Source organism: Occultella glacieicola, from assembly GCF_004353825.1.
GTDB lineage: Bacteria > Actinomycetota > Actinomycetes > Actinomycetales > Beutenbergiaceae > Occultella > Occultella glacieicola.
Genome location: NZ_SMNA01000002.1, coordinates 426,406 through 447,177, shown reverse-complemented (window position 1 = coordinate 447,177; position 20,772 = coordinate 426,406). Strand labels below are relative to the sequence as shown.

Here is a 20,772-nt window from a genome sequence, read left to right as displayed (position 1 = left end):
GGGATCGACGACCTGCTGCCGACCGCGCGGAAGCCCCCGGTCTCGCCGGGCCGGACCGGGGGTTTCCGCGCGGTCGAGCGTCCTTCTCGACCGTTCACATGCCCTTCGGGTGCCAGACCGTCTTGGTCTCGGTGTAGGCGAGGATCGCGTTCAGGGACTGGGCGTCGGCCCAGGAGGCCTCGTCGTCCCCGGCCGGGCGCAGCACCCGTTTGACGGTGTCCGCGGCGTCGGCCTCGAGCGCACCCCAGGTGATGCCGTCGGCGCCGAGGGCACCGGCCACGTCGAGGGCGTTCACATCCATGTGCTTGGCCAGGTGCGGGGCGATCTCCGCGGTGCGGCCGGTCAGGATGTTGACCACACCGGCGGGCACGTCCGAGGTGGCGAGCACCTCGGCGAGGCTGATCGCGGGCAGCGGGCGGTCCTCGGACGCGACCACCACCACGGTGTTCCCGGTGACGATCGCCGGTGCCAGCACGGACACCAGGCCGAGCAGCGAGGAGGCCTGCGGCGCGATCACCGCGACCACCCCGGTCGGCTCCGGGGCGGAGAGGTTGAAGTACGGCCCGGCCACCGGGTTCGCGTTGCCGGCGACCTGGGCGACCTTGTCCGACCAGCCCGCGTACCAGACCCACCGGTCGATGGCCGCGGCCACCGCGTCCTGTGCGCGCCGCTCGGTCAGACCCTCCCCGGCGGCGACGTCGGCGACGAACTGGGCCCGGCGGCCCTCGAGCAGCTCGGCGACCCGGTACAGGACCTGCCCGCGGTTGTACGCCGTCGCCCCGGCCCACCCGGGCTGCGCGGACCGGGCCGCCCGAACGGCGTCCCGGGCGTCCTTGCGCGAACCCTGCGCGGCGTTCGCCAGGAACGCGCCCTTCGCGCTGGTCACCTCGTACGTCCGGCCGGACTCCGAGCGCGGGAAGGCGCCGCCGATGAACAGCTTGTAGGTCTTGCGCACGTCGATGCGTGCGGGTGCGGGCGCCCTCATCGGGTGCTCCCCTCGATCAGGTAGGAGGCCAGGCCGTGGCGGCCGCCCTCCCGGCCGTAGCCGGACTCCTTGTACCCACCGAACGGGCTGGTGGGGTCGAACCTATTGAACGTGTTCGCCCAGACGACGCCGGCGCGGAGCTTGTCCGCCATCGACAGGATCCGCGAACCCTTCTCCGTCCAGATCCCCGCGGACAGACCGTACGGGGTGTTGTTCGCCTTCGCCACGGCCTCGGCCGGGGTGCGGAAGGTCAGCACCGACAGCACCGGGCCGAAGATCTCCTCACGGGCGATCCGGTGCGCCGCGGAGACGTCCGTGAACACCGTCGGCGCGAACCAGAAGCCCTGCTCCGGCAGGGCGCAGTCGGCGGTCCAGCGCACCGCGCCCTCCTCCTCGCCGGCCTTCGTCAGGTCCGTGATCCGGGCCAGCTGCGCGGCCGAGTTGATCGCGCCGACGTCCGTGTTCTTGTCCATCGGGTCCCCGACCCGCAGGGTGCCGAGCCGGACCTTCAGCCGTTCGACGACCTCTGCGGCGACCGACTCCTGGACCAGCAGCCGCGAGCCCGCGCAGCACACCTGGCCCTGGTTGAAGAAGATGCCGTTGACGATGCCCTCGACGGCCTGGTCGATCGGAGCGTCGTCGAAGACGATGTTCGCCGCCTTGCCGCCGAGTTCGAGGGTGGCGTGCTTGCGGGTGCCCGCGATCTCCTTCGCGATCCGCTTGCCCACCGCGGTGGAGCCTGTGAACGCGACCTTGTCCACGCCCGGGTGGGCCACCACGGCGGCGCCGGTGGCCCCGGCCCCCGTGACGATGTTCACCACGCCCGGCGGCAGCTCGGCCTGGCGGAGCAGGTCCGCGAACAGCAGCGCCGTGAGCGGGGTGGTCTCGGCCGGCTTGAGGACCACGGTGTTCCCGGTGGCCAGCGCCGGCGCGATCTTCCAGGCCAGCATCAGCAGCGGGAAGTTCCAGGGGATCACCTGCCCGGCCACCCCGTGCGGGCGCGGCGAAGGCCCGAAGCCGGCGTGGTCGAGCTTGTCCGCCCAGCCGGCGTAGTAGAAGAAGTGCGCGGCCGCCGTCGGCACGTCGACGTCCCGGGCCTCACGGATCGGCTTGCCGTTGTCCAGCACCTCGAGCACCGCGAACTCACGGGAACGCTCGGCCAGCAGCCGAGCGATCCGGAACAGGTACTTCGCCCGTTCCGCACCCGGCATCGGGCCCCAGACCTTCTCCTGGGCCCTGCGGGCGGCGCGGACGGCTCGGTCGACGTCGGCCTCGTCGGCGACGGCGACGTCCGCGAGGGACTCCTCGGTGGCGGGGTTGATCGTCTTCAGGGAACCACCGGAGGCGGACTCGACGAACTCGCCGTCGATGAACAGCCCGTAGGAGGAGGCGATGTCGACGACGGCCCGGGACTCCGGGGCCGGTGCGTATTCGAATCGTGGCATGGGTGGGGTCCTCAGTCGATCGTCACGTAGTCGGGGCCGGAGTAGGCGCCGGTGGCCAGCTTCTGGCGCTGCAGGAGCACGTCGTTGAGCAGCGACGACGCCCCGAACCGGAAGTAGTCCGGGTCCAGCCACGGCTCGCCGGCGACCTCGTTGACCGAGACCAGATACTTGATCGCGTCCTTCGCGGTGCGGATGCCACCCGCCGGCTTCACCCCGACCTGCACCCCGGTGGTGGCCAGGAAGTCCCGGACCGCCTCGAGCATGATCACGGTGACGGGCAGCGTCGCGGCGGGGGAGACCTTGCCGGTGGAGGTCTTGATGAAGTCCGCGCCGGCGAGCATCGCGAGCCACGACGCCCGGCGTACGTTGTCGTAGGTGGCGAGCTCGCCGGTCTCCAGGATCACCTTCAGGTGCGCGGGATGCTCGGCGTCGTGGCAGACCTCCCGGACCGCGACGATGTCGTCGTAGACCTTGCGGAACCCACCGGACAGGAACGCGCCCCGGTCGATCACCATGTCGATCTCGTCGGCGCCGGCGGCCACCGCGTCGCGGGTGTCCGCCAGGCGCACCTGGCGCCCGGCCCGCCCGGAGGGGAACGCGGTGGCGACCGCGGCCACCCTGATGCCGGAGTTCCCGACGGCGTCGCGCGCCTCGGCGACCATGTCGCCGTACACGCACACGGCCGCCGGACGGGGGCAGGTCGGGTCACCGGGTTCGGGGGTGCGCGCCTTCGCGACCAGGGAGCGCACCTTGCCGGGGGTGTCGGCGCCCTCGAGGGTGGTCAGGTCGACCATCGAGATGGTCAGGTCCAGCGCCCACGCCTTGGCGGTGGTCTTGATCGAGCGGGTGCCCAGGTGGGCCGCGCGCCCGTCCGCGCCGACCCGGTCCACGCCGGGCAGGCCGTGCAGGAACCTGCGCAGGCCGGCCTCGGACAGGTCCGCCGAGCCGATCACCGCGGCCGCGTCGGCGGCCACCTGGGCGCCGGTCCGGTCCGCCGGGTGGGACCTGGGCACGGACTCGGACGACGGCGTCGTCACCGTTGAAGTCATGCCGTCGAGTCTACTGGTGTCCGGCATCCGGACGACCCGGGTCGGTCGCGCCCGCGGCAACATGGCGGTGCCGAGCGCAGCGCCGGGTCAGGGCCGTTCGTTGCGGCCGAACTCCTGGAGGAACCGGGGACCGGTGGCAGCGAACTCACGCTCGAAGTCGGCCGCCCAACCTCGATAGGGACGCCCGGCCAGCGCCTCGTTGCCGAACCTTGGGTCGTCGGAGACCTCGGTGACGCAGAAGTCCGGGATGACCAGGTCGGTGACCGGGCCACCGCGCTCCACCTCCGCCACGAGCAGCGGGGCGTTGTCGTCGAGGAACTCGTCGATGACCCACCCGTCCCCGCCGAGCCACACGGCGTGCCGGAACTTGACCACGTGCTGTCCGCCCCGGCGCACCATCTGCTCGGCCACATGCGGGTCGAGCTCGCGTTCGGCCTCATACCTGGTGCCGCCGTTCGAGGGCCCCTTCGCGGTCAGCGTGCAGAACGTGAACCCTCCCGAGAGCGCGTCAAGCACCTCCGCACCCGTGCGGGGCACGTCCGCCGGCGCCGGCATCTGCAGCCGGATCCGCAGCGCGTAGCCGTCCGAGGCGAGGAAGTAGCTCTGCACGATCACGTCCGGCGCCGGCTCGTCGAGGAGCGCGACGGGCAGATCGGTGACGAGGAACTTCCGCTCGAACTCGAAGTCGCCGTACCCGGTGTCACTCATGGTCCGACGGTACCGCGCGAGCGCCCGGAATCCGCCGATTCCCGGCTCGTCCGGCCAGCGGGTCGAGGGGATGCCCCGGCGCGTTCCGCGCCCGGGGTGCCGCTATCCTGGTGCCGCGGCGCGCGGGGAGTCAGGCTACCCGCCCCAGTCACACTGGTAACGCCGCGTCCGCCCGCGGTGCTGCGGCAGGGGGGAAGGCCAACGTCTTGGCGACGCCGGGGTCACCCGAAGCGCAGGCAGCACCGCTCGGGAGTGGTCGGGCCGCCCCTCGAACGGGGCGGCCCGATCGGTGTTCGCGGCCTGACGGCGTCCGCAGGGTGCGCCCTGCTCGCGGTCCACTGTGGCCGGCTCAGGCGAAGAACCGGAACAGCGGGGAGTCCGGGGCGATCACCCGGTAGGTGAGCCCGGAGGCGTCCATCCGGGCCAGCAGGGGGTCGTAGCCGTCCGCCGAGCCGAGCGTCAGCCCCACGAACGCCGGCCCGGTCTCCCGGTTGGAGCGCTTGGTGTACTCGAAGAGCGAGATGTCGTCCTCGGGGCCGAGCACCGAGTCCAGGAAGGTGCGCAACGCCCCGGGCTCCTGCGGGAAGTCGACCACGAAGTAGTGCCGCAGCCCCTGATAGACCAGGGACCGTTCGACCACTTCGGCGTATCGGGAGATGTCGTTGTTCCCACCGGAGAGCAGGCACACCACCGTCGAGCCGGGCGAGATCTCGACGGGAGCACCGGAGCCGGCCGGGCCGACGGCCGCCAGGGCCAGGGCACCCGCCGGCTCGGTGATGATCCCCTCGGTCTGGTAGAGCTCGAGCATCTCGGTGCACACGCGCCCCTCGGCGATCTGCCGCACCGGGGCGCCGAGCGTGGCGACCACCGCGTAGCTGAGCGCGCCCACCCGGCGCACGGCGGCGCCGTCGACGAACGTGTCGATGTTCTCCAGGGTGACCGGTCCGCCCGCGGTCAGGGCGGCCGCCATGGATGCCGCCCCGGCCGGTTCGATCCCGACGACCTGGGTGGTCGGGCACGCGTCCGCGAGATAGGTCCCCATGCCGGCCAGCAAGCCGCCGCCGCCCACGGGCACGACCACGACGTCCGGGCTCCGGCCGAGCTGGTCGTGGATCTCCTTGGCCACGGTGCCCTGCCCCACGATCGTGCGCGCATCGTCGAACGGGTGCACCTGCACGGCGCCGTCGGTACGGGCGAAGTCCGCGGCGGCCGCGGACGCCTCGTCGTACGTGGAGCCCACGGGCACGATCGTGACGAACGCACCACCGAGCGCGGTGATCCGGTCCAGCTTCTGCCGCGGAGTGGTCCGAGGCACGTAGATCCGACCCTGGATCCGGAGTTCGTGGCAGGCCTTCGCGACCCCTTGGGCGTGGTTGCCGGCGCTCGCGCACACCACGCCCCGCTCCCGCTCGGCAGCGTCCAGCCGCAGCATCAGGTTGAACGCTCCGCGCACCTTGTACGAGCGCACCGTCTGCAGGTCCTCGCGCTTGAGCAGCACCGTCGCACCGGTGGCCGCGCTCATCCGCTCCCACCGGAGCAGCGGGGTGCGGTGCACCGCGTGCTGGATCCGTTGGGCGGACTCACGCACCCCGGTCGCGGTCACCGAATCGGGTGCCGCCCCGGTCATGGCACGGCATCCAGCCCGGCCGCCGCGGCGATGTCCGCCCTCAGCCGGTCCAGGCGGGCCACGGCCCGGGTCCGCACGGGGCCGAGGTCCTCGTCCGGGCCGACGGCCTCGATCACCTCGAGGTAGCACTTGAGCTTCGGCTCGGTCCCGGACGGTCGCACGATGATCCGGTCGTTCGCCTCGGTCAGGTAGAGCAGGCCGTCGGTCGGCGGCAGGTCAGGGCTGCCGGTGGCCAGGTCGACCGCGCTGACGACGGCGGAATCCGCCAAGGTGGTCGGCGGCACCTTCCGGAGCCGGTCCTGGGCCGCCGCGATCAGGGCGCGGTCCTCGACCCGCACCGACAGCGGAGCGGTGGCGTGCAGCCCGTGCCGCCGGGCCAGATCGTCGAGCACGTCGGTGAGCGTGCGCCCGCGTGCACGCAGGCCGGCGGCCAGGGTCGCGACCCGGACGGCGGCCGTGATGCCGTCCTTGTCCCGCACCGCGGCCGGGTCCGTGCAGTACCCGAGGGCCTCCTCGTAGCCGAAGACGAGCCCGTCCACCCGGCTGATCCACTTGAACCCGGTGAGCGTCGCCCGGTGCGTCAGGCCGTGGTGCACCGCGATCGCTGCGAGCAGCCGGGAGGACACGATCGAACTGGCCAGCACGCCTTCACCATCACCACCGGCCGGCGCCGACGAGGTGGCCGCCTGCTCCCCGAGCAGGGCACCCACCTCGTCGCCGGTGAGCTGGCGCCAGCCCGTGTCCGCGTCGCGGTCGGGCACCGCCACCGAACACCGGTCCGCGTCCGGGTCGTTCGCGATGATCAGGTCCGCACCCACCCGGGCCGCCGTGGCAAAGGCCAGGTCGAGGGCCCCCGGCTCCTCCGGGTTCGGGAACGCCACCGTCGGGAACGTCGGGTCGGGGTCGGCCTGCTCGGCCACGAGTGTGACGTCCGCGAACCCCGCCTCGGCCAGCACCCGGCCCGCGAGGGCCCCACCCACACCGTGCAGCGGGGTGAGGACGATGCGCAGGTCGCGCGGGGCGCCGTCGGGCACCAGGCCCGTGGCCCGGTCGACGTACGCGTCGACGATGTCGGCTGCGAGCAGTTCCCGCCGGCCGCCGGTCGCGGCGGCGGCATCGGCCGAACGCGGCACCGACGCCACGGAGGGCACCTGCGCGATCCGGGCCGAGATCTCCGCGTCCGCGGGCGGCACGATCTGTGCGCCCTGCCCGGCGTCGGTGACGACACGGCCGCCGAGGTAGACCTTGTACCCGTTGTCCTGGGGCGGGTTGTGGGAGGCGGTGACCATGACGCCGGCATCCGCATCGAGGTGGCGCACCGCGAACGCGAGCACCGGGGTGGGCAGCGCCGCGGGGAGCAGGTAGGCGTGCCCACCGGCCGCGGCGACCACGTCGGCGGTGTCGGCGGCGAAGTCGCTCGAGCCGAACCGGGCGTCGTAGCCGATCACCACGCGCGGCCCGGCGCCGAGGGTATCGGTGAGGTAGCGCACCAGTCCGGCCGCAGCCCGGATGACCACGGCCCGGTTCATCCGGTGCGGGCCGGCGCCGAGTGCCCCGCGCAGGCCGGCGGTGCCGAACTCGAGCGGCCCGGAGAACCGGTCCGCGAGCTCGGCCAGTGCCGCCCGCTGCTCCCCCTCGGTGAACCCGTCACCGAGGGCGTGGTCGAGCAGTTCCCGCAACTCGTCCGCGGTGGCGGGGTCCGGGTCGTCGGCGATCCACGCCCGGGCGGCGGCGACCAGGTCGCTCATGAGGCGATCCGGCGGACGATCTCGGCCAGCAGGGCGCTGATCCGCGGGCCGGCGGCCGCCCCGGCGTCGAGAACCTCGGCGTGGGAGAGCGGGACCGGCGAGATGCCGGCGGCGAGGTTCGTGACCAGGGAGATCCCGAGGACGTCCAGCCCCGCGTGCCGCGCGGCGATCGCCTCGAGCGCGGTGGACATGCCGACCAGGTCGCCGCCGAGCCCCTTGACCATCCGGACCTCTGCGGGCGTCTCGTAGTGCGGGCCGCGGAACTGGGCGTAGACGCCCTCGTCCAGGGTCTCGTCCACGGACCTCGCCACCTCACGCAACCGGGCCGAGTACAGGTCGGTCAGGTCCACGAACGTGGCCCCCTCGAGCGGGGAGGTGCCGGTCAGGTTGAGGTGGTCGCTGATCAGCACCGGGGTCCCCGGCACCCACGCGCGGTGCAGCCCGCCGCACCCGTTCGTGAGGACGACGGTGCGCGCGCCCGCGGCCGCCGCGGTCCGCACGCCGTGCGCGACCCGGCGCACGCCGCGCCCCTCGTAGTAGTGCGTTCGGGCGCCGAGCACCAGCGCGTGGCGGGTCTCGCCGTCGGCCGCGACGAAGCGCACCGAGCGGAGGGTGCCGGCGTGCCCGGCCACCCCGGACCGGGAGAATCCGGGCACGTCCTCGGCGGCGATCTCGGCGACGGTCTCACCGAGGACGTCCGCGGCCTCGCCCCACCCGGAGCCGAGGACCAGGGCCACGTCGTGATGGGGGACGCCGCTGCGCGCCGTGATGGCTGCCGCGGCCTCCGCGGCGGCGTCGAACGGGTCGGTCGCCGGGTCGTCCAGGTCGGTGCCGGGGCCGGGCTCGGGGGCTTCGGTGCTGCTCACGATGCCGAACCTACCTTCGTGACGGCACAATGTCGCACGTGACTTCCACCCCGACTGCACCGACGACCACCGAGCCCGCGTCCGGCGTCGGCCGCTCCTCCACCCGAGAGGGATCCCGGGTGGTGGTCATCGGTGGCGGGCCCGGCGGGTACGAGGCGGCCCTGGTGGCCCGGCAGCTAGGCGCCGAGGTCACCGTGGTGGAGCGGCAGGGCCTGGGCGGGTCCGCGGTCCTGACCGACGTGGTGCCCTCCAAGACCTTGATCGCCACGGCCGAGTGGATGACCCTGACCGAGGGTGCCGCGGAGCTGGGGATCCGGCCGGCCGACGGCGAGGCCGGCTCGTTCGAGGCGGACTTCGCGACCGTCGACGCCCGGGTGCTGGACCTCGCGAAGGCCCAGTCGGCGGACATCCGCACCCGGCTGGAGCGCGAGGGCGTGGCCCTGGTCGACGGCGAGGGGCGCATGGACGGCCCGAGCGCGGTCGTCGCGAGCACCGACTACGGCGACCAGCGCCTGCCCGCGGACGTGGTGCTGCTGGCCACCGGTGCCCGGCCCCGGGTGCTGCCGACCGCCGTTCCCGACGGCGAGCGCATCCTCAACTGGACCCAGCTGTACGCCATGACGGAGGTGCCGGAGCGACTGATCGTGGTGGGCTCGGGGGTCACCGGGGCCGAGTTCGCGGGCGCCTACAACGGGCTCGGTGCCGAGGTGGTCCTGGTGTCCAGCCGGGACCGGGTGCTGCCCGGCGAGGACCCGGACGCCGCCGAGCTCATCGAGACCGTGTTCAAGCGGCGCGGCATGGTGGTGCTCTCCCGGTCGCGGGCGGCGGGGGCACGCCGGGTCGGCGACGGGGTCGAGGTCGACCTCGCGGACGGTCGCGTCGTGAGCGGCTCGCACTGCCTCATCGCGGTCGGCGCGGTGCCGAACACCGAGGGCCTCGGGCTGGACAGCGCCGGGGTGCGGGTCAGCGAGTCCGGCCACATCCAGGTGGACCGGGTCTCCCGGACCACCGCCCGGGGCGTCTACGCGGCCGGGGACTGCACCGGCGTGCTCGCCCTCGCGTCGGTGGCGGCGATGCAGGGCCGGATCGCCATGTGGCACTCACTGGGTGACGCCGTGGCCCCGCTGGACTTGAGCCAGGTCTCGGCGAACGTGTTCACCGCGCCGGAGATCGCCACCGTGGGAGTGCCCGAGCACCGGATCACGTCGGGTGAGGTGCGTGGCGCGATCACCACGCTGCCACTGGCCCGGAACCCGCGTGCGAAGATGCTCGGCATCCGCGAGGGGTTCGTCAAGATGTTCTCCCACCGGGCCTCGGGTCTGGTCATCGGGGGGGTGGTCGTGGGACCGCGGGCAAGCGAACTGATCTTCCCGATCACCCTGGCGATCAGCAACCGGCTCACCGTGGACCAGGTCGCCAGCGCGTTCACGGTCTACCCCTCGCTGTCCGGGTCGATCGCCGAGGCCGCGCGCACACTGCACGACGCCCGCGGCTGAGTCCGGCGGTCCGGGTGCCGCCGGGCATCTGCCCGGCGTGCCGGGCGTCTGCTCAGTGCCCGACGGCGGCGGGTGCCTCGCGTAGGAGCGTCACCAGGGTGGTCGCGTCGTGCTGCCCGTTGAAGACCGGCGTGCCCGGTTGCAGGTGCACGCCGGCGGCGAGGTCCCCGGCGTCGACGGGGTCGAAGCCGAGTCGGTCCACGAAGGTGCGCACGAACGCGGTGGCGTCGGGGTCGTCACCCGCGACCGCGAGGGCCCGCCGACCCGGGTTGCCAGCCGGGCGGCCCTGCTCCTCGAGGTCGTGGTAGCCGATGTGGTTGAGCGTCTTGACCACGGCCGAGCGGGTCAGGTGCCGCGCGACGACCTCGGAGGTGCTGGGGGCGGTCTCGAGCTCGGGGTCGCGGCCGTCCGTGCTCGGCCAGTAGTTCATGGCGTCCACGACGATCTTCCCGGCGAGGGCGTCGCCGTCGAGCGTCGTGTGCTTGCCCAACGGCACGGCCAGGATCACGAGGTCCGCCGGCGCGACCGCCTCCGCCGCCGTGGCCGTGAGGGCCCCGGGCGCCATGATCTGCGCGATCAGCTCGATCAGCTTCGGGTCGCCGGAGGCGGCGAGCCGGACCCGGTATCCGGACCGCATCGCGACCCGGGCGATGGCCGTGCCGACGCGGCCGGCGCCGAGGACGGCCACGGTGCCGCTCCCCGGCCTGGCGCTCGCAGCCGCTGCGCCCTCGGCCGTGGCGCCGGTGTGGTCGGGGCCGCTTCGCCCTCCGTCGTCGGGACGATCGGCGGACGGGGCGAGGTCGGTCACGGGGCACTCCGGGTCGGTTCTTGGGGTCATCGCGGTCAACGCCCGCAGCGGGTCCGGCTATTCCTTCCGGTTCGGCCCGTGCGGCCCGTGGCCGGCTCAGGTCGTTCGCACCCGGCCACGGCGCACCACCAGGTCCTCGTTCATGTCCTCCAGCTCGCGCCCCTTGGTCTCGGGGATCTTGAACCACACGAAGAAGAAGGACAGCACGGCCATCACGGCATAGATGCCGTACGCGAGGGTGAGCCCGACGTCGGCCAGGGCCGGGAACGTGGTCGAGACCAGGAAGTTTGCCGCCCACTGCGCCGCGGCCGCGACGGCGAGCGCTCCGGCGCGGATCGAGTTGGGGAAGATCTCGCCGAGCAGCACCCACACCAGCGGACCCCAGGTGGCCCCGAACGCCACCACGAACACGTTCGCCGCGATCAGCGCGACCGTGGACCACGGTGCCGCCAGCTCGGCGGTGCTGGTGCCGTCGGCGGCCTCCACGACGGTGGCGAACGAGAACGCCAGCGCCATCAGGCCAAGGGACACGGCCATGCCGACCGAGCCGACGAGCAGCATCGGGCGGCGTCCGACCCGGTCCACGAGGAGGATCGCCACGATCGTGACGAGGATGTTCGTGACGGAGGTGATGACCGTGATCGTCAGCGCGTCGGACTCCTCGAACCCGACCGAGCGCCACAGCGTCGTGGAGTAGTAGAAGATCACGTTGATGCCGACGAACTGCTGGAAGACCGAGAGCAGGATCCCGACCCAGACGATCGGCTTGAGTCCGAGCCGACGCCCGCGCAGGTCGCTCAGCGACTCCTTCTTCTCCCGGTTGAGGGTCTTCTTGATCTCCTCGATCTTCAGGTTCACCTCGACGATCCCGGTGAAGTCGTGCAGCACCGCCGAGGCCTTGTCGTACTTGCCGCGCGCCACCAGGAATCGCGGCGACTCGGGCAGCCGCAGCGCGAACAGACCGTAGAGCACGGCCGGGATGGCCTCGGCCATGAACATCCAGCGCCACGCCTGGTGACCGAGCCAGAGCTCCTCGGCGGCCCCGCCCGCCGTGTTCGCGAGCAGCGCGTCGGACAGCAGGGCCACGAAGATGCCGGTGACGATCGCAAGCTGCTGGAGCGACCCGAGGCGACCGCGCACGTGGGCCGGGGAGACCTCCGCGATGTAGGCGGGAGCGATCACGGAGGCGGCGCCGACGCCGAAGCCGCCGATCACCCGCCAGATGATCAGGTCGGTCACCCCGAACGCCAGCCCGGAACCGATCGCGGACACCAGGAACAGCACCGAGGCGATCAGCATCACCGGCACCCGGCCGAGCTTGTTCGCGACCGGGCCGGCGAACCAGGCACCGACGGCGCACCCGATCAGCGCCGAGGAGACCGCGAAGCCCTTCAGCCCGGCGCCGAGCGCGAACTCCTCGGCCAGCGCGTCGACGGCGCCGTTGATGACCGCCGTGTCGAAACCGAACAGGAACCCCCCGACGGCTGCAGCGACACAGATCCCGATGATGCGTGCGTTCAACCGGCTCACCGCGGGGGTGTCGCCGGTTTCACTCCCTGCGGACATGGGGCCCTCCCCTACGGGCCAGGCGCGGTGCGTGGTCGCGCCGGTCTCGCCCGGCCCTCGCAACGCAGGCTAGGGCAGAAGGTCGGCGCCCGCGCGGCGTGCCGGGGACCGCCGAACGTCATCTGGTCCGGAACTGTGCCGTCACCGGGCACTCGAACGGGTCCATCCGGCCCAGCCCGACGTCGTTGAGGTAACGCACCACGATCCGGTACGACCCGAGGAGCGTGGTCTCGGTGTAGGCGATCCCGTGGGCCGCGCAGTGGGCGCGGACCAGCGGCTTCGCCCGGCGCAGACTCGGACGGGGCATGCTCGGGAACAAGTGGTGCTCGATCTGGTGGTTCAGCCCACCCATCAGCACGTCCACCACCCGCGAGCCCGAGATGTTGCGGGACATCAGCACCTGGCGGCGCAGGAAGTCGATCCGGGCGTCCGGCGGGACCAGTGGCATGCCCTTGTGGTTCGGTGCGAACGTGGCGCCCATGTAGAAGCCGAACACGGCGAGCTGGACGGCCACGAACGCCAGCCCCAGTCCGACGCCCATCACCCAGAACACCACGGCCAGGTACCCGACGATCCGCACCAGCAGGAACACGATCTCCACGGACCGGTGCTTCACGGGCGCGCGCCCGAACACGGTGCGGATCGCGGTGACGTGCAGGGCCAGACCCTCCAGGGTGATCAACGGGAAGAACAGCCACCCCTGCCGGCGCACGAACCACGCCGCGAAGCCCGTGCGGGTGGGCACGTCCGCGGGGATGAACACCAGCGCCCCGGTGCCGATGTCCGGGTCGGCGCCGATCTGGTTGGGCTTCCCGTGGTGACGGGTGTGCTTGCGCTGCCACCAGCCGTGACTCAGCCCGACGAACAGGTCGGAGATCACCAGCGCCGCCCAGTCGTTGGCTCGTCCCGAGGTGAAGATCTGCCGGTGCGCGGCATCGTGGGCGAGGTAGGCGGTCTGGGTCAGCAGCACCCCAAGCCCTGCGGCCAGGGCCAGCTGCCACCAGGACGTGCCGATGGTCACCAGCGCCCATCCGGCGATCACATACGCGACCAGCAGTCCGGTCATCTTCGCGGCGTAGTACCGGGGTCGACGGCGCAGGAGGCCGGCCTCCCGGACCTGGCGGGCGAGGTCCGGTCATGGGGGTCCGTTCGGGTCGGGGCCGAGCACCGGCACAGGCCGCTCGGGTGTGCCTCAAGCCTGTGCGGTCGTACGGCCCCCGACGATCGGGCCCGCACCTGAACCCGGGGTGGGGTTAGCCCCCGTGCCGCCCGTTAGGCTCGCCATCATGTTCGGACCCGCGCCTGACCGACTGCCCGATCCGGCGACCACCGATGTGGTCGCACTCACCCGCGCGATCTGCGACGTCCCCAGTGTCAGCGGCGACGAGACGGCGCTTGCCGACCTCATCGAGGCACTCCTGCTGAGCGCACCGCACCTCGAGGTGCTCCGGGACGGCGACACGGTCGTGGCGCGGACCCGGCTCGGGCGGGCCCAGCGGGTCGTCATCGCCGGGCATATCGACACCGTCCCGATCCAGGGCAATCTGCCCACCCAGGAGCGCACCGGCCCCGACGGCGAGCCGGTCCTCTGGGGGCGCGGCACCGTCGACATGAAGGCTGGCGTCGCGGTGGCGCTGCACCTGGCGATGACGCTGCCCGAACCGGGCAAGGACGTCACCTGGGTCTTCTACGACCACGAGGAGGTCAGCGCCGACGAGAACGGCCTCGGCCGCGTGGTCGCCGCCCACCCGGACTGGCTCGCCGGCGACTTCGCCGTGCTCGGCGAGCCCACCGCCGGGGGCATCGAGGGCGGCTGCAACGGAACCCTGCGAGTCGATGTCCGCACGCACGGCACCACCGCCCACTCGGCGCGCGCATGGCGTGGGCACAACGCCATCCACGACGCCGCCCCGATCCTGGACCGACTCGCCCGGTACGTCCCGGCCGAGGTCGACGTCGACGGGCTGGCCTACCGGGAGGGGCTGAACGCCGTCGGCATCTCCGGCGGCATCGCGGGCAACATGATCCCGGACGAGTGCACGGTGTCGGTGAACTACCGGTTCGCCCCGTCGGCCACCCTCGAGCAGGCGTTCGAGCACGTGCGGGAGGTCTTCGACGGCTTCGAGGTGACCCTCACGGACGGTTCCGCCGGCGCCCGGCCCGGCCTGGACCACCCGGTTGCCCGCCAGTTCGTGGAGGCGATCACCGCGGTGACCGGCGGCGAGGCGGGCCCGAAGTACGGCTGGACCGATGTGGCCCGGTTCACCGAACTCGGGATACCCGCCGTGAACTTCGGCCCGGGCGACCCGATGCTGGCGCATGCCGACGACGAACAGGTGGCGACCGAACAGATCAGGACGTGCACGCGGGCTCTCGCGGCGTGGTTGAGTACACCGACGGCCTCGGCTCCGCAGGCCGCCACGGACGGAACGGAAGGCCGATGAGCATCACGAACAACCGAGCGAACTACCGGAAGGGTCCGGTGCAACTGCGCGGCAAGCTGATCCCGGAGAAGACCACCGACGAACGGCTCCTCGAGCCGGCCGAGGGTGCGGACTGGCTGCACATGGACCCGTGGCGGGTGATGCGCATCCAGGCCGAGTTCGTGGAGGGCTTCGGCGCCCTGGCCGAGCTCGGCCCCGCGATCAGTGTGTTCGGTTCGGCGCGGTTCAAGCCGGCGGACCCGGAGTACGCCCTGGCGATCGAGGTGGCCCGGCACATCGTCGAGGCCGGGTACGCGGTCATCACCGGCGGTGGCCCCGGCGTGATGGAGGGGGCGAACAAGGGCGCCCACGAGGCCGGGGGGACCTCCGTGGGTCTCGGCATCGAGCTGCCGTTCGAGCAGGGCATGAACGAGTACGTGGACCTCGGGGTGAACTTCCGGTACTTCTTCGCCCGCAAGACGATGTTCGTGAAGTACGCCGAGGGTTTCATCGTGCTCCCCGGCGGGTTCGGCACTCTCGACGAGCTCTTCGAGGCGCTCACCCTGGTCCAGACCACCAAGGTCAAGCGGTTCCCGATCGTGCTCATCGGGACGACGTTCTGGGCCGGTCTGATCGACTGGATGCAGAACACGCTGGTCGAGCGCGGCACGATCTCGGCGCACGACCCGGACCTGTTGCACCTGACCGACGACCCGCGTGAGGCCGTCGAGATCGTGCTGAACGCGAACCGGAGCCGACGCCGCGAGGAACTCGCAGCAGCCCAGGCGGCCGCCTCCCGGGCCGGCGCCATGGGCCCGGAATGACGGTCTCGGGCGGCCCGCCGACACGTTCCCGAACCGGCCGGGGCTGAGGCATGAGCTGGGTGACGTGGGTCACCGGCGTGTTCGCGCTGATGATCGTGGTCGTGCTGGTCGTCGCCTGGCTCGTCTCGACCGGCCGGATCGGGGGCGCGGCGGAAGCCGGGAGGCGAACTGGCATAGAATGGGCCGAGCAGAGCACCACTCCGGGGACGTCGGCAGACAACGTTGCCTCCAACCGCGAGGGCGCACCACCCGATGACAGCAGGGAGTTTGCCCATGGCCGCCATGAAGCCCAGGACCGGTGACGGACCGCTCGAGGTCACCAAGGAGGGTCGGGGCATCATCATGCGCGTTCCGCTTGAGGGCGGAGGTCGACTCGTCGTCGAGTTGAACGCCACCGAGGCGAGCGAACTCAGTGACGCACTGAGCGCCGTCGCCGGCTGACGCCCCGATGGTGCAGGCGAGTCCCGAGTTTGAGGTACGACCGGGGCCGCTGAGCCGGGACCTGCTCGCCGGGTTCGGTCGGGAGGCCGTGCTCGCGCTGCCGATCGCCCCGGCCGGCTCCGACGGCGGCCGGGTGCAACCCGGGGCCGGTGCCGCCGAGGCCGCGACCGCCTACGGGATCGACCTCGACGACCTCGCCGCCCGGTCCGGCTCCACCGGCGCGGTCGGTGAGGCCATCGGCGTTCCGTTGCCCGCCCTCACGGGCGGGGCCGCGCCGTGGGACGGGCTGCCGGGCCGGATCGTCCTCGTCGGGGTGGGGGACGGCTCGACCGTCGCCATGCGACGCGCCGGTGCCGCCGTCGCGAAGTGCGCGGCCGGCGTCGGGACCGTCGTCACCACGCTCGCCGCCGACGGTGTCGAGGATGAGGTCCAGCCCTTCGTCGAGGGCGCGCTGCTCGGCTCCTACCGGCCGCCGTTCACCGGGACCGGCACCGGGCCGAGTGCACCGGTGGGCCGGATCGCGCTGGTCGGTGACGCGGACCGCGGCACCGTGGCTCACGCCGAGATCGCCGCGGGCGCCACCCTGCTCACCCGAACCCTCGCGGCCACCCCCTCGAACCTGAAGAACCCGCAGTGGCTCGCGGACCAGGTCCGCAGCCTCGCCCGCGGCCGGCGCACGGTTAAGGTCACCGTGCACACCGAGACCTGGCTGGCCGATCGGGGACTGAACGGGATCCTCGCGGTCGGGCACGGCTCGGTCACGCCACCTCGCCTGGTCGTCGTGGACCACAACCCGGCCGGGGCGAGCGGCACCCCCGTCGTCCTCGTCGGCAAGGGCATCACCTACGACTCCGGCGGTATCTCGATCAAGCCCCGGGACGCCATGATCGGCATGAAGACGGACATGGCCGGCGCGGCGGCGGTGCTCGGGGCGGTGCTCGGCGCCGCCCGGGCCGAACTGCCGGTCCGCGTCATCGGCGTGCTGCCGTTGGCCGAGAACGCGTTCTCCGGGTCCTCCTACCGACCCGGCGACGTGCTGACCATGGTGGACGGCACCACGGTCGAGATCGGGAACACCGACGCCGAGGGGCGGCTGGTGCTCGCCGACGCGATGGCCTGGGCCCGGACCGAGTTCGAGCCCGGCATCCTGGTCGACGTGGCCACCCTGACCGGCGCCGCGAGCCTCGGCCTGGGCAAGCGCCACGGCGCGTTGTACGCCACCGCAGACGACCTGCGCGACGCGCTGGTGGCCGCGGGGGAGCTGGCCGGCGAGCCCCTCTGGCCGATGCCGCTCGTCGAGGAGTACCGGCACGCCCTCGACTCGGCCGTGGCGGACCTGTCCCACATCACCACGGACCCGCACGTGTCCGGGGGGTCGATCACGGCCGCGCTGTTCCTGCAGCATTTCGCCGGGGCGACGCCGTGGGCGCACCTCGACATCGCCGGCCCGGCCCGCTCGGCCAAGGCCGAGCACGAGGTCACTGAGGGGGCCACCGGGTTCGGCGCCCGGGTGCTGCTGCGCTGGTTGCAGTCGCTGTCATGAGGGGCGACGGCGGAACTCGCCTCAGCGTTTGACGGCCACCAGCAGGCCGTCCCCGCTGGGCAGCATGGCCGGGATCAGCCGTTCGTCCTCGCGCAGACGCCGGCCGAGTTCGCGCATCGCCACGGTCGCCTCGTCCCGGCGCGCCGGGTCGGCGACGCGGTCGTGCCAGAGCGCGTCGGTCACCGCCAGCGAGCCGCCGCTGCGCAGCATCCGCACCGCCTGGTCGGCGTAGTCGCCCGCCTCGGACGGCTCGGCGTCGATGAACACCAGGTCGTAGGCGGCGTCCGCCAGGCGGGGCAGCACGTCGAGGGCGCGCCCCGAGATCGGTCGGGTGCGGGTGGCACGGACCCCGGCGGCGGCGAACGCCTCCTTGGCGGCGCGCTGGTGCTCCACCTCGACGTCGATGGTGGTCAGGACGCCCTCGGGGTGCATCCCGTCCAGGAGCCACAGGCCCGAAACCCCCGTCCCGGTGCCGATCTCGGCGACCGCGCGGGCATGGGAGGCGGCAGCGAGGAGCCGCAGGGCGGCGCCGGTGCCCGTGGAGACGGCGGGGATACCGAACTCCTCCGCGCGCGCCCGGGCGGCCGCGGCAGCCTCGGATTCGGTGATGAAGTCTTCGGTGTAGGCCCAGCTCTGGGCCTTGTCGGCAGCGATGGTGGGCCTCCCGGTGCGAGCGTGTGTGGAGTGGATCGTATCGTTACCGCAGGCGGGCGGGTGGGTCGCCATCCCGCGCCGGCCTGCGCCGGGTGGTTGCGGGTCGGGCGGTACCGGGCAGTGTCGGCCCTGCCGGCCCGGAGGGAGAGGAATGTCCGACGACGTCGACGCACTCTGGAACTTCGACGACCCGGCCGGCAGCGCCGAACGGTTCCGGGTGGCGATCGCGGGCGCCGACGGGATCGAACGGGACGTCCTGACCACGCACCTCGCCCGCGCGCTCGGTCTGTGCGGCGAGCACGACGAGGCGGAGCGCCTGCTGAACAGCCTCACCCCCGGGGCTCGTCCTGGGGCGCCCCCGGCCGAGGTCGCGGTCCGGGTGGCCCTCGAGCGCGGCCGGCTCCGTCGCAGCGGCGGGCGTTCCGACCCGGAGCCGCCGCTGCGGGAGGCCGCCGAGCTCGCCGCCGCCGCGGGGCTTGAGGCGCTCCGGATCGACGCCCTGCACATGCTGGCACTGATCGCGCCGACCCCGCAGGAGCAGGTGGCCGCGAACCGCACGGCGCTGCGGGCCGCGCGGGCGGCGGTGGACCCGGGGGCCCGGCGATGGGAGGCGAGTGTGCTGAACAACCTCGGCTGCGCGCTGGTCGACGCCGGCGATCCGGACTCCGCCCTGGCGGTGTTCCGGCAGGCACAGCGGCTCCGGCACGACGCCGGGCAGGGACGCGAGGAGCAGATCGCCCGGTGGATGGTCGCGTGGACGTTACGGCTCCTCGGCCGCGACGCGCAGGCTCTGGGCATGCAGCGCGCCCTCAAGCGTGACCTGCTCGCCGCCGGTATCGACGACGAGTACGTCGACGCCGAGATCGCACTGCTGACCCGCCACCAGCCGTCCTGAGCAGCCCGACGAGCCCACGAGAACCTGCGCCACGAACGCCGCGGAACGGTTCGGAACCTCGCGGCGTCCCCGTTCGTTCTCCCAGGGAGTTCTCAGGTAACCGACCTAGACTCGACGGATCATGGAGGAGCAGCCGGTGGTGGTGGCCCAGGCCGACGTAGGGGAACTGGTCGGTGGCTCGGTCACGCCGGTCGCGGGGGACCTGACGACTCCCGAGGCAACCGAGCCGCTCTGGGAACCGCCCACGTGGGAGCGCGTGGTCCGCGAGAACTCCGACCGGGTCTACCGGCTGGCCTACCGGCTCACCGGCAACCGGGCCGACGCAGAGGATCTCACCCAGGAGGTCTTCGTCCGGGTGTTCCGCTCCCTGCACTCCTACAAGCCGGGCACCTTCGAGGGCTGGCTGCACCGCATCACCACGAACCTGTTCCTGGACGGTCAGCGGCGCAAGAAGCGGATCCGTTTCGACGCGCTCGGTCAGGCGGCCGAGTGGATCCCCGAGACCGGTGAACGTGGGTCGCCGGAACGTGGCTACGAGCACGAGAACCTCGATCTGGACATCCAGGTCGCACTCGACACCCTCAAGCCGCAGTACCGCGCGGCCGTGGTGCTCTGCGACATCGAGGGACTGTCCTACGAGGAGATCGCCGCCACCCTCGGGATCTCGATGGGCACCGTCCGCTCCCGGATCCACCGCGGCCGCGCCCAGCTGCGCAAGGAACTCGCGCACCGGTCGCCACAGGCGATCGCCGCGGCCCAGGAGGCGGAGCAATGAGCCACCTCGGACCGCTGATCTCCCCACTCATCGACGGCCAGCTGCCGCCGGCCAAGGCCGAACGAGCGATGTCGCACGTGGCCTCCTGCGCGCAGTGCCGTGCGGAGGTCGCCGAGGAGCGCGCCTGGCGGTCCGCGGCCCGGTCCGCCGGGGACGCCCGCCCGAGCGAGGACCTGACCGCGCGCCTGCTCGCGCTCCAGATCCCCGGACAACGCCCCGGACCGGTCGGCCCGAGGATCGACCCGGCAGCACTGGGAGCGCCCGCCCGGCGACCCGTCACCGCGAGCCATCCGTTGCGGACCCGGGTCCTGACCGGCGCGGTCGCGTCGCTCGGAGTGTTCGCACTCACGCTGTTCGTGCTGGGCGAGCAGCCCCGCCGTGTCGACGACCTGACTCCGCTCATGGACGCCGGCGGCGCCCAGGCGGGCAGCACCAGCACCACCCCCGGGACCGGGGCCGCCCCGGCGGACACCGCCGACGACAGGTCCCGCACCGAGTGGATCATCGAGTCGGGATGGGCCGCCCCGGACGAGCTCCCCGCCGGCATGGTGATCGCCGATGTCGGTCTGCTGCCGCCGGCGCCCGAGACGGGCGAGATCCTGCAGGTCACCCTCAGCACACCCGGATCCGACCGGGAGGTCATGGTCCTCGAGCAGCACGGGGTGCTCGACCCGGCGATGCTCGCCCCGTTGGAGCCGACCCGGATCGGTGACCACACCGTCTATCTCGTCTCCGGTGAGTGGTGGGTCGTCCAGTGCGACGACTCCGTGGTCGCGGTCAGCTCCGGAACCGACGGGAGCGCCGCCCACGACTTCATCGAGGGCCTGCCGGCCGGCGGCGGATCCGTCCTCGACCGGTTGACCACGACCCTGTCCGGCCTGATCCCGACGTTCTGATCGCCGTGGCTCGGACGCCCGAA

General features: G+C 72.7%; 20 protein-coding genes. 9 read left to right on the top strand and 11 right to left on the bottom strand.

From position 1 onward, the window contains the following. Positions 1-94: 94 nt before the first annotated feature. From EXU48_RS04980 to EXU48_RS04950, 7 genes are all read right to left on the bottom strand, one after another. Positions 95-985 (bottom strand): aldehyde dehydrogenase family protein, encoded by an 891-nt coding sequence (locus EXU48_RS04980; protein ID WP_133106466.1) that lies wholly within the window; start codon positions 983-985, stop codon positions 95-97. Further along, positions 982-2,430: an aldehyde dehydrogenase family protein gene (locus EXU48_RS04975; protein WP_133106465.1), complete on the bottom strand. Its 1,449-nt coding sequence runs from the start codon at positions 2,428-2,430 to the stop codon at positions 982-984. Before EXU48_RS04975 ends, EXU48_RS04980 begins: the two co-directional genes overlap by 4 nt. A gap of 11 nt (positions 2,431-2,441) precedes the next feature. Continuing rightward, on the bottom strand, positions 2,442-3,479 hold the full coding sequence (gene deoC, locus EXU48_RS04970; protein ID WP_133106464.1) for a deoxyribose-phosphate aldolase: 1,038 nt from the start codon (positions 3,477-3,479) through the stop codon (positions 2,442-2,444). Positions 3,480-3,566: 87 nt separating this feature from the next. Further along, a complete protein-coding gene (locus tag EXU48_RS04965; protein ID WP_133106463.1) occupies positions 3,567-4,187 on the bottom strand; it encodes a CYTH domain-containing protein in 621 nt (206 codons plus the stop codon). Between the two features lie 349 nt (positions 4,188-4,536). Then, positions 4,537-5,814 (bottom strand): threonine ammonia-lyase IlvA, encoded by a 1,278-nt coding sequence (ilvA, locus tag EXU48_RS04960; RefSeq protein ID WP_133106462.1) that lies wholly within the window; start codon positions 5,812-5,814, stop codon positions 4,537-4,539. After that, positions 5,811-7,562 carry a phospho-sugar mutase gene (locus EXU48_RS04955; protein WP_133106461.1) on the bottom strand — a complete coding sequence of 584 codons (1,752 nt, stop codon included), beginning with the start codon at positions 7,560-7,562 and terminating at the stop codon, positions 5,811-5,813. The genes ilvA and EXU48_RS04955 overlap by 4 nt, the downstream gene beginning before the upstream one ends. Further along, positions 7,559-8,428, bottom strand: a complete 870-nt coding sequence (locus EXU48_RS04950; protein ID WP_133106460.1) for a purine-nucleoside phosphorylase — start codon at positions 8,426-8,428, stop codon at positions 7,559-7,561. The genes EXU48_RS04955 and EXU48_RS04950 overlap by 4 nt, the downstream gene beginning before the upstream one ends. A 29-nt stretch (positions 8,429-8,457) precedes the next feature. Between EXU48_RS04950 and EXU48_RS04945 the strand changes: the two genes are divergently transcribed. Continuing rightward, positions 8,458-9,924 carry an NAD(P)H-quinone dehydrogenase gene (locus tag EXU48_RS04945; protein ID WP_133106459.1) on the top strand — a complete coding sequence of 489 codons (1,467 nt, stop codon included), beginning with the start codon at positions 8,458-8,460 and terminating at the stop codon, positions 9,922-9,924. Between the two features lie 52 nt (positions 9,925-9,976). Here EXU48_RS04945 and EXU48_RS04940 read toward each other — a convergent pair whose 3' ends face one another. The 3 genes from EXU48_RS04940 to EXU48_RS04930 form a co-directional block, all read right to left on the bottom strand. Further along, positions 9,977-10,732 (bottom strand): NADPH-dependent F420 reductase, encoded by a 756-nt coding sequence (locus EXU48_RS04940; RefSeq protein WP_235856837.1) that lies wholly within the window; start codon positions 10,730-10,732, stop codon positions 9,977-9,979. Positions 10,733-10,828: 96 nt separating this feature from the next. After that, positions 10,829-12,298: a sugar porter family MFS transporter gene (locus EXU48_RS04935; protein ID WP_133106457.1), complete on the bottom strand. Its 1,470-nt coding sequence runs from the start codon at positions 12,296-12,298 to the stop codon at positions 10,829-10,831. A gap of 118 nt (positions 12,299-12,416) precedes the next feature. Continuing rightward, positions 12,417-13,364, bottom strand: coding sequence for a fatty acid desaturase family protein (locus tag EXU48_RS04930; RefSeq protein ID WP_133106456.1), 948 nt, complete (start codon positions 13,362-13,364; stop codon positions 12,417-12,419). A gap of 220 nt (positions 13,365-13,584) precedes the next feature. On the opposite strand from EXU48_RS04930, the gene dapE reads away from it, so the two are divergent. Genes dapE through EXU48_RS04905 form a run of 5 tightly spaced genes read left to right on the top strand, consistent with a single transcriptional unit; the run spans position 13,585 to position 17,529 of the window. After that, positions 13,585-14,742 carry a succinyl-diaminopimelate desuccinylase gene (gene dapE / locus EXU48_RS04925; protein WP_133106455.1) on the top strand — a complete coding sequence of 386 codons (1,158 nt, stop codon included), beginning with the start codon at positions 13,585-13,587 and terminating at the stop codon, positions 14,740-14,742. Then, positions 14,739-15,545: an LOG family protein gene (locus EXU48_RS04920; protein ID WP_133106454.1), complete on the top strand. Its 807-nt coding sequence runs from the start codon at positions 14,739-14,741 to the stop codon at positions 15,543-15,545. The genes dapE and EXU48_RS04920 overlap by 4 nt, the downstream gene beginning before the upstream one ends. 50 nt (positions 15,546-15,595) lie before the next feature. Beyond that, positions 15,596-15,847: a hypothetical protein gene (locus EXU48_RS04915; protein WP_133106453.1), complete on the top strand. Its 252-nt coding sequence runs from the start codon at positions 15,596-15,598 to the stop codon at positions 15,845-15,847. Continuing rightward, complete coding sequence (locus tag EXU48_RS04910; RefSeq protein ID WP_133106452.1) at positions 15,819-15,986, top strand: DUF3117 domain-containing protein; 168 nt, start codon at positions 15,819-15,821, stop codon at positions 15,984-15,986. Before EXU48_RS04915 ends, EXU48_RS04910 begins: the two co-directional genes overlap by 29 nt. A gap of 7 nt (positions 15,987-15,993) precedes the next feature. Further along, complete coding sequence (locus EXU48_RS04905) at positions 15,994-17,529, top strand: leucyl aminopeptidase family protein (protein ID WP_133106451.1); 1,536 nt, start codon at positions 15,994-15,996, stop codon at positions 17,527-17,529. A 21-nt stretch (positions 17,530-17,550) separates the two neighbouring features. On the opposite strand, the gene EXU48_RS04900 is transcribed toward EXU48_RS04905, so the two are convergent. Further along, positions 17,551-18,183 (bottom strand): O-methyltransferase, encoded by a 633-nt coding sequence (locus tag EXU48_RS04900; RefSeq protein ID WP_328591624.1) that lies wholly within the window; start codon positions 18,181-18,183, stop codon positions 17,551-17,553. A gap of 151 nt (positions 18,184-18,334) precedes the next feature. Between EXU48_RS04900 and EXU48_RS04895 the strand changes: the two genes are divergently transcribed. From EXU48_RS04895 to EXU48_RS04885, 3 genes are all read left to right on the top strand, one after another. Then, positions 18,335-19,078, top strand: coding sequence for a tetratricopeptide repeat protein (locus EXU48_RS04895; protein WP_165962685.1), 744 nt, complete (start codon positions 18,335-18,337; stop codon positions 19,076-19,078). A gap of 121 nt (positions 19,079-19,199) precedes the next feature. Further along, entirely contained in the window at positions 19,200-19,853 is a 654-nt protein-coding gene (gene sigE / locus EXU48_RS04890) for an RNA polymerase sigma factor SigE (protein WP_133106448.1), read from the top strand. Beyond that, positions 19,850-20,749 carry an anti-sigma factor family protein gene (locus EXU48_RS04885; protein ID WP_133106447.1) on the top strand — a complete coding sequence of 300 codons (900 nt, stop codon included), beginning with the start codon at positions 19,850-19,852 and terminating at the stop codon, positions 20,747-20,749. The genes sigE and EXU48_RS04885 overlap by 4 nt, the downstream gene beginning before the upstream one ends. Positions 20,750-20,772: the final 23 nt, after the last annotated feature.

Excerpts from the sequence above, each read along its gene's own strand:
- EXU48_RS04895 (WP_165962685.1), top strand. The coding sequence starts at position 18,335 with ATGTCCGACGACGTCGACGCACTCTGGAACTTCGACGACCCGGCCGGC.
- EXU48_RS04915 (WP_133106453.1), top strand. The coding sequence starts at position 15,596 with ATGAGCTGGGTGACGTGGGTCACCGGCGTGTTCGCGCTGATGATCGTG.
- EXU48_RS04980 (WP_133106466.1), bottom strand. The coding sequence starts at position 985 with ATGAGGGCGCCCGCACCCGCACGCATCGACGTGCGCAAGACCTACAAG.
- EXU48_RS04910 (WP_133106452.1), top strand. The coding sequence starts at position 15,819 with ATGGCCGCCATGAAGCCCAGGACCGGTGACGGACCGCTCGAGGTCACC.
- EXU48_RS04935 (WP_133106457.1), bottom strand. The coding sequence starts at position 12,298 with ATGTCCGCAGGGAGTGAAACCGGCGACACCCCCGCGGTGAGCCGGTTG.
- EXU48_RS04905 (WP_133106451.1), top strand. The coding sequence starts at position 15,994 with ATGGTGCAGGCGAGTCCCGAGTTTGAGGTACGACCGGGGCCGCTGAGC.
- EXU48_RS04945 (WP_133106459.1), top strand. The coding sequence starts at position 8,458 with ATGTCGCACGTGACTTCCACCCCGACTGCACCGACGACCACCGAGCCC.
- EXU48_RS04965 (WP_133106463.1), bottom strand. The coding sequence starts at position 4,187 with ATGAGTGACACCGGGTACGGCGACTTCGAGTTCGAGCGGAAGTTCCTC.
- sigE (WP_133106448.1), top strand. The coding sequence starts at position 19,200 with ATGGAGGAGCAGCCGGTGGTGGTGGCCCAGGCCGACGTAGGGGAACTG.
- EXU48_RS04930 (WP_133106456.1), bottom strand. The coding sequence starts at position 13,364 with ATGACCGGACTGCTGGTCGCGTATGTGATCGCCGGATGGGCGCTGGTG.
- dapE (WP_133106455.1), top strand. The coding sequence starts at position 13,585 with ATGTTCGGACCCGCGCCTGACCGACTGCCCGATCCGGCGACCACCGAT.
- EXU48_RS04975 (WP_133106465.1), bottom strand. The coding sequence starts at position 2,430 with ATGCCACGATTCGAATACGCACCGGCCCCGGAGTCCCGGGCCGTCGTC.
- ilvA (WP_133106462.1), bottom strand. The coding sequence starts at position 5,814 with ATGACCGGGGCGGCACCCGATTCGGTGACCGCGACCGGGGTGCGTGAG.
- deoC (WP_133106464.1), bottom strand. The coding sequence starts at position 3,479 with ATGACTTCAACGGTGACGACGCCGTCGTCCGAGTCCGTGCCCAGGTCC.
- EXU48_RS04885 (WP_133106447.1), top strand. The coding sequence starts at position 19,850 with ATGAGCCACCTCGGACCGCTGATCTCCCCACTCATCGACGGCCAGCTG.
- EXU48_RS04920 (WP_133106454.1), top strand. The coding sequence starts at position 14,739 with ATGAGCATCACGAACAACCGAGCGAACTACCGGAAGGGTCCGGTGCAA.
- EXU48_RS04955 (WP_133106461.1), bottom strand. The coding sequence starts at position 7,562 with ATGAGCGACCTGGTCGCCGCCGCCCGGGCGTGGATCGCCGACGACCCG.